Below are 6,148 nucleotides of genomic sequence, written 5' to 3'. Positions count from 1 at the left end.
CCGCGGGCCGCTGAACGGCGGGCGCGCGGCAACGGCTCAGGGTGCCGGTGGCGCGGGCGCCGGGTAGCTGACCGACAGAACTTCCAGCCGGCGCAGGCCCGCCGGCGTCATGAGCTGCACCTCGTCGCCCTCGCGGCTCTTGAGCAGGGCGCGCGCCACCGGCGAGATCCAGCTGACCTGGCCCTGGGCGTTGTCGGCCTCGTCGATGCCGAGGATGGTGATGGTGCGCTCCTCGCCCTCGTCGTCCGCGTAGCGGACCGTGGCGCCGAAGAAGACCTGGTCGCTGCCCTGGTGCACCGAAGGATCGACCACCTCGGCGATCTCCAGGCGGCGCGTGAGAAAGCGGATGCGGCGGTCGATCTCGCGCAGGCGCTTCTTGCCGTAGAGGTAGTCGCCATTCTCCGAGCGGTCGCCGTTGCTCGCCGCCCAGTGGACGATGTCCACCACCTTGGGGCGCTCCACGTCGATCAGCTCCATGAGCTCGCCGCGCAGGCGCGCGTAGCCCTGCGGGGTCATGTAGTTCTTGGCGCCGGCCGGGATGCTGGGGCCGGCGGGCAGTTCGTCGTCCTCGTCGGGGACGTCGGTCTCGCGGGTGAAAGCCTTGCTCATGCCGCCATGGTGCCGGCAATTGGCGACGAGCCAAAGAAAAAGCCCTGAAACCGGGTGGTTTCAGGGCTTCGGGTTTGGCGCGGCTGGCAGGAATCGAACCCACGACCCCTTGGTTCGTAGCCAAGTACTCTATCCATCTGAGCTACAGCCGCGAAGCCTTGAATTGTAGCACGGAATTTCCGTCTCTCTTCAAGCATCTCCAGTTTTTTTCCGGTCACTGCCGTGCACCGGGTCCCACACTGGCGATGCCGAGATTGTAATGCGCTTTTTGCGCTGTGGCTGGCTTGCAGGGCAAAAAAGCGGGTGCGGCCTGCAAGCCTGTGTCCGTCAGCGCCCCGTATAGCCCAGGCAGGCACCGGCATTGGGGCGGCCGCGGCATTCGCGCCGCAGGCGGCGCTCGCGCTCGGTGGCGCTTTCCTGCGAGCCGGCCGGCTGGTGCCGCACCCGCACGGAGCGCGCCTTCGGGGCTTTCCTGTCTTGCTGGCTGCGGGCCTGGGGGGCCTGCTGCGCGGCGGCGGTGAACGCTGGGGCAGCGCCCATCGCGAGGCCGAGGCCGAGGCAGAAGGCGGCTTGCAGCAGGAAGCGGTGGCAGCGTTTCATGGACGTGGCTGGGGGAGGGCGGGAGGCGCATCTTCGCCTCCGCGCCGCCCGCAGGGCCATCGGGGGAGGGTCGGATCGCTGGAAAAGACGACCCGCGCTATAATTTGCGGGTTTTGCACCGTGCAGAACGCACGCGGCGGCCTTTCCAGTCGCCCGCGCAAGTCAAAAAAACCAGGCCCCGGGCCACGCGAAGGTCGCGTGCGCCGGCCTCACTCCAGGAAACTTTCCATGATCGCATCATCCGTCAAGGCCGAGGTCGTCAAGGCCAACCAGCGCGCTGCCAACGACACCGGCAGCCCCGAAGTGCAGGTGGCTCTGCTGACCGCCCGCATCAACGAGCTGACCCCGCACTTCAAGCAGCACGCCAAGGACCACCATGGTCGCCGTGGTCTGCTGCGCATGGTCAGCCGCCGCCGCAAGCTGCTGGACTACCTCAAGGCCAAGGACGCCGAGCGCTACACCGCGCTGATCGCCAAGCTCGGCCTGCGCAAGTAAGCGCGGCCGAACGCAACAACGCCTGGGTTGGCTCTGCCTGGCTCAGGCGTTTTTGTTTTGGCGCGCAGGCTCTTGCAGAGCGAAGCTGTGTCATTCCAGGGGCGCTGGTCCGCGCCCGCCAGCGCCGCTGGAATGGCATCGTGTTCTGCATGGAAGCGCGCGCCAGCCCTCAATCCCTGAACAAGGAGCCATCATGAGCATTTTCAACAAGGTCACCAAGAGCTTCCAGTGGGGCGACAAGACCGTCATCCTTGAGACCGGCGAGATCGCCCGCCAGGCGTCGGGCGCCGTGCTGGTGAACATCGACGACACCGTGGTGCTGGCCACCGTGGCCGCCTCCAAGAATCCGAAGCCTGGCCAGGACTTCTTCCCGCTGACGGTCGATTACATCGAGAAGACCTACGCCGCCGGCAAGATCCCGGGCAGCTTCTTCAAGCGCGAGGCCAAGCCGTCCGAGCTCGAGACGCTGACCAGCCGCCTGATCGACCGCCCGATCCGCCCGCTGTTCCCCGAAGGCTTCTACAACGAGGTGCACGTGGTGATCCACACCATCTCGCTGAACCCCGAGGTGGATGCCGACATCGCCGCCATGATCGGCGTGAGCGCGGCGCTGGCGATCTCCGGCATTCCCTTCAGCGGCCCGATCGGCGCGGCGCGCGTGGGCTACATCAACGGCGAGTATGTGCTCAACCCCGGCCAGACGGCACGCAAGAGCTCGCAGCTCGACCTGGTCGTGGCCGGTACCGAGTCCGCCGTGCTGATGGTGGAAAGCGAAGCCGACCAGCTGCCCGAGGACGTGATGCTCGGCGCCGTGGTCTTCGGTCACGAGCAGGGCAAGATCGCCATCGAGGCCATCCACGAGCTGGTCCGCGAGGCCGGCAAGCCGGTGTGGGACTGGAAGCCCGCACCCAAGGACGAGGCCTTCGACGCCAAGGTGCGTGGCCTGGCCGAGGACAAGCTGCGCGCGGCCTACCAGATCCGCAGCAAGCAGGCGCGCACCCAGGCGCTGCGCGAGGCGTCGGCGTCGGTGCTGCAGGCACTCAAGGACGAGGGCGCGGAATTCGACACGACGGCCGTGGAATCGCTGCTGTTCGACCTGGAGGCGCAGATCGTGCGCAGCCAGATCCTGGCCGGCGAGCCGCGCATCGACGGGCGCGACACGCGCACCGTGCGCCCGATCGAGATCCGCACCTCGCTCCTGCCGCGTGCCCACGGCTCGGCGCTCTTCACGCGCGGCGAGACCCAGGCGCTGGTGGTCTCCACCCTCGGCACCGAGCGCGACGCGCAGCGCATCGACGCGCTGGCCGGCGAGTACGAGGACCGCTTCCTGTTCCACTACAACATGCCGCCGTTCGCTACCGGCGAGGCCGGCCGCATGGGCTCGACCAAGCGCCGCGAGATCGGCCACGGGCGCCTGGCCAAGCGCGCCCTGGTGCCGCTGCTGCCTTCCAAGGAAGAGTTCCCCTACACCATCCGTGTGGTCTCGGAGATCACCGAATCGAACGGCTCCTCGTCCATGGCCTCGGTCTGCGGCGGCTGCCTGGCGCTGATGGACGCCGGCGTGCCGATGAAGGCCCATGTTGCCGGCATCGCCATGGGGCTGATCAAGGAGGGCAACCGCTTTGCCGTGCTGACCGACATCCTGGGCGACGAGGACCACCTCGGCGACATGGACTTCAAGGTCGCCGGCACCACGGCCGGGCTCACGGCGCTGCAGATGGACATCAAGATCCAGGGCATCACGCGCGAGATCATGGAAGTCGCCCTGGCGCAGGCCAAGGAGGCGCGCCTGCACATCCTCGGCGAGATGCAGGCCGCCATGGGCGAGGCGCGCGCCGAGATCTCCAGCTTCGCGCCCAAGCTCTACACCATGAAGATCAACCCGGAGAAGATCCGCGACGTGATCGGCAAGGGCGGCGCGACCATCCGCCAGCTCACCGAGGAGACCGGCACGCAGATCAACATCGAGGAAGACGGCACCATCACCATCGCTTCGACCGAATCGGCCAAGGCCGACGAGGCGCGCCGCCGCATCGAGGAACTGACGGCCGAGGTCGAGGTCGGCCAGGTCCACGAGGGGCCGGTGACGAAGATCCTGGACTTCGGCGCGCTGATCAACCTGCTGCCTGGCAAGGATGGCCTGCTGCACATCAGCCAGATCGCGCACGAGCGCGTGGAGAAGGTGGGCGACTACCTGCACGAAGGGCAGGTGGTCAAGGTCAAGGTGCTCGAGACCGACGAGAAGGGCCGGGTCAAGCTGTCCATGAAGGCGCTGCTCGAGCGCCCGGCCGGTCTGGAGCGCCCGGAGCGCGGTGACCGGGGCGAGCGCCGCGAGGGCGGCCGCGGCCGCGGCAACGGCCACAATGGCCAGGGCGGCGGCAGCGGCCAGGGTACGGACGGCGAGGCGACGCCCGGTCTCTGAAGGCGCGGCGGGCCGTCCAGTTGGGGCCAGGTGGCCGGCGGCCATGCGCCTGCCGGCCGCCGCAGTGATGCGAGAGGCAGTGATGCAAGAGTCCATGCAGGCGGTGGAGATCACGGAATTCGGGCCGCCCGAGGTGCTGCGCCTGGTGCAGCGGCCGCGCCCCGAGCCGGGGGCGGGCGAGGTGCTGATCCGTGTCGCCGCCAGTGGCGTGAACCGTCCAGACGTGATCCAGCGCAAGGGCCACTACCCCGCGCCGCCTGGCGCCTCGGACCTTCCGGGGCTGGAGGTGGCGGGCGTGATCGAGGGCGGTGATGCCCAGGCGATGGAAGAGGCCGGGCTGCAGGTGGGCGACCGCGTCTGCGCCCTGGTGGCCGGCGGCGGCTACGCCCAGTGGTGCGTGGCGCCGGCGCTGCAGTGCCTGCCGGTGCCCGAAGGGCTGTCCGACGTGGAGGCGGCCTCGCTGCCCGAGACCTTCTTCACCGTGTGGAGCAACGTCTTCGACCGCGGCCGGCTGCAGCCGGGCGAGCGCTTGCTGGTGCACGGGGGCTCGAGCGGCATTGGCGTGACGGCCATCCAGCTGGCGCGCGCGCGCGGCGCCACGGTGATCGTGACCGCCGGCAGCGACGAGAAATGCGCCGCCTGCCTGGCGCTGGGCGCGCACCACGCCATCAACTACCGCAGCCAGGACTTCGTCGCCGAAGTGCAGCGCATCACGGAGGGTCGCGGCGTGGACGTGGTCCTGGACATGGTCGCGGGCGACTACGTGGCGCGCGAGATCGGCTGTCTGGCCGAGGATGGGCGCATCGTGATCATCGCCGTGCAGGGCGGCACGCGCGCGCAGATCGATGCCGGGGCGGTGCTCAGGCGCCGGCTGGTGATCACCGGCTCGACGCTGCGCCCGCGCCCGGTGGCCTTCAAGGCGGCGATCGCCGCGGCGTTGCGCCAGCAGGTCTGGCCGCTGCTGGCCGAGGGCCGCATCCGCCCGGTCGTCCACAGCACCTTCCCCGCCGCCCAGGCCGCCGAGGCGCATGCCCTCATGGAATCCAACCGGCACGTGGGCAAGATTGTCCTGACATGGAGCACGTGATGACCCGAGCCAAGCTCATCGCTGGAAACTGGAAGATGAACGGCAGCCTGGCTGCCAACGAGGCCCTGGTGCAGGCGCTGCGCGCCGGTCTGCAGGAGGCGGGCGGGGCGGGCGACTGCGCGGTCGCCCTGGCCGTGCCCGCGCCCTACCTGGCGCAGCTGCAGTCGCTGGTCGCCGGCTCGGACATCCGCCTGGGGGCGCAGGACGTCTCGCGCCACGAGGGCGGCGCCTACACCGGGGAGGTGTCGGCGGCGATGCTGCGCGACTTCGGCGTGCGCTACGTGCTGGTCGGCCACTCGGAGCGGCGCCAGTATCACGGCGAGAGCGACGACGACGTGGCCGCCAAGGCGCAGCGGGCGCTGGCGGCCGGCATCACGCCGGTGGTCTGCGTGGGCGAAACGCTCGCCGAGCGCGAGGCCGGCCAGACCGAGGACGTGGTGCGCCGGCAGCTGGCGGCGGTGATCCGCGCGAACGGCCCTTGCATCAGCGAGATCGTGGTCGCCTATGAGCCGGTCTGGGCCATCGGCACCGGCCGCACCGCCACGCCCGAGCAGGCCCGGCAGGTTCACGGCGTGCTGCGCGCCCAGCTCGCCGCCGCCACCGCGCAGGCGCAGCGCGTGCCCATCCTCTATGGCGGCAGCATGAACGCGGCCAATGCCGCGCAGCTGCTGGCCCAGCCGGACATCGACGGCGGCCTGGTGGGCGGCGCGTCGCTCAAGGCTGCCGACTTCCTGCAGATCATTGCGGCCGCGCGCGCCAGCTGAGGCGCCCGGCCCTTCCCACCCATTCGAAAGTAGAACACCATGAGTGCATTCGTGAACCTGATCCTGGCGCTGCAGATCCTGACCGCCCTGGCGATGATCGGGCTGATCCTGATCCAGCACGGCAAGGGCGCCGACATGGGGGCGGCCTTCGGCAGCGGCGGCTCCGGCAGC

At 69.6% G+C, this 6,148-nt stretch carries 7 protein-coding genes and 1 tRNA gene; 5 read left to right on the top strand and 3 right to left on the bottom strand.

Annotated features, from left to right (window positions below; all coding sequences use genetic code 11):
- Nucleotides 1-36: 36 nt before the first annotated feature.
- From greB to A612_RS04180, 3 genes are all read right to left on the bottom strand, one after another.
- Nucleotides 37-609: a transcription elongation factor GreB gene (gene greB, locus A612_RS04190; protein WP_019373301.1), complete on the bottom strand. Its 573-nt coding sequence runs from the start codon at nt 607-609 to the stop codon at nt 37-39.
- Between the two features lie 75 nt (nt 610-684).
- A tRNA-Arg gene (locus A612_RS04185) sits at nt 685-761 on the bottom strand.
- Between the two features lie 175 nt (nt 762-936).
- Complete coding sequence (locus A612_RS04180) at nt 937-1,209, bottom strand: hypothetical protein (protein WP_019373300.1); 273 nt, start codon at nt 1,207-1,209, stop codon at nt 937-939.
- A 228-nt stretch (nt 1,210-1,437) separates the two neighbouring features.
- Between A612_RS04180 and rpsO the strand changes: the two genes are divergently transcribed.
- From rpsO to secG, 5 genes are all read left to right on the top strand, one after another.
- The gene (rpsO, locus tag A612_RS04175; protein ID WP_019373299.1) at nt 1,438-1,704 is read left to right on the top strand and encodes a 30S ribosomal protein S15; all 267 of its coding nucleotides are present in this window, start codon (nt 1,438-1,440) and stop codon (nt 1,702-1,704) included.
- A gap of 193 nt (nt 1,705-1,897) precedes the next feature.
- Nucleotides 1,898-4,126, top strand: coding sequence for a polyribonucleotide nucleotidyltransferase (pnp, locus tag A612_RS04170; protein ID WP_019373298.1), 2,229 nt, complete (start codon nt 1,898-1,900; stop codon nt 4,124-4,126).
- 82 nt (nt 4,127-4,208) lie between these two features.
- Nucleotides 4,209-5,213, top strand: a complete 1,005-nt coding sequence (locus A612_RS04165) for an NAD(P)H-quinone oxidoreductase (protein WP_019373297.1) — start codon at nt 4,209-4,211, stop codon at nt 5,211-5,213.
- Nucleotides 5,213-5,977: a triose-phosphate isomerase gene (gene tpiA, locus A612_RS04160; RefSeq protein WP_241209511.1), complete on the top strand. Its 765-nt coding sequence runs from the start codon at nt 5,213-5,215 to the stop codon at nt 5,975-5,977. Before A612_RS04165 ends, tpiA begins: the two co-directional genes overlap by 1 nt.
- 39 nt (nt 5,978-6,016) lie before the next feature.
- Nucleotides 6,017-6,148, top strand: a 132-nt coding sequence (gene secG, locus A612_RS04155) for a preprotein translocase subunit SecG (RefSeq protein WP_040435984.1), incomplete at its 3' end; no start/stop codon positions are given.

This window comes from Melaminivora alkalimesophila (genome assembly GCF_000282995.1).
Classification (GTDB): Bacteria; Pseudomonadota; Gammaproteobacteria; order Burkholderiales; family Burkholderiaceae_C; genus Melaminivora; species Melaminivora alkalimesophila.
The sequence above is the reverse complement of the archived record's forward strand: the minus strand, read 5'-3'. Positions and strand labels throughout refer to the sequence as shown.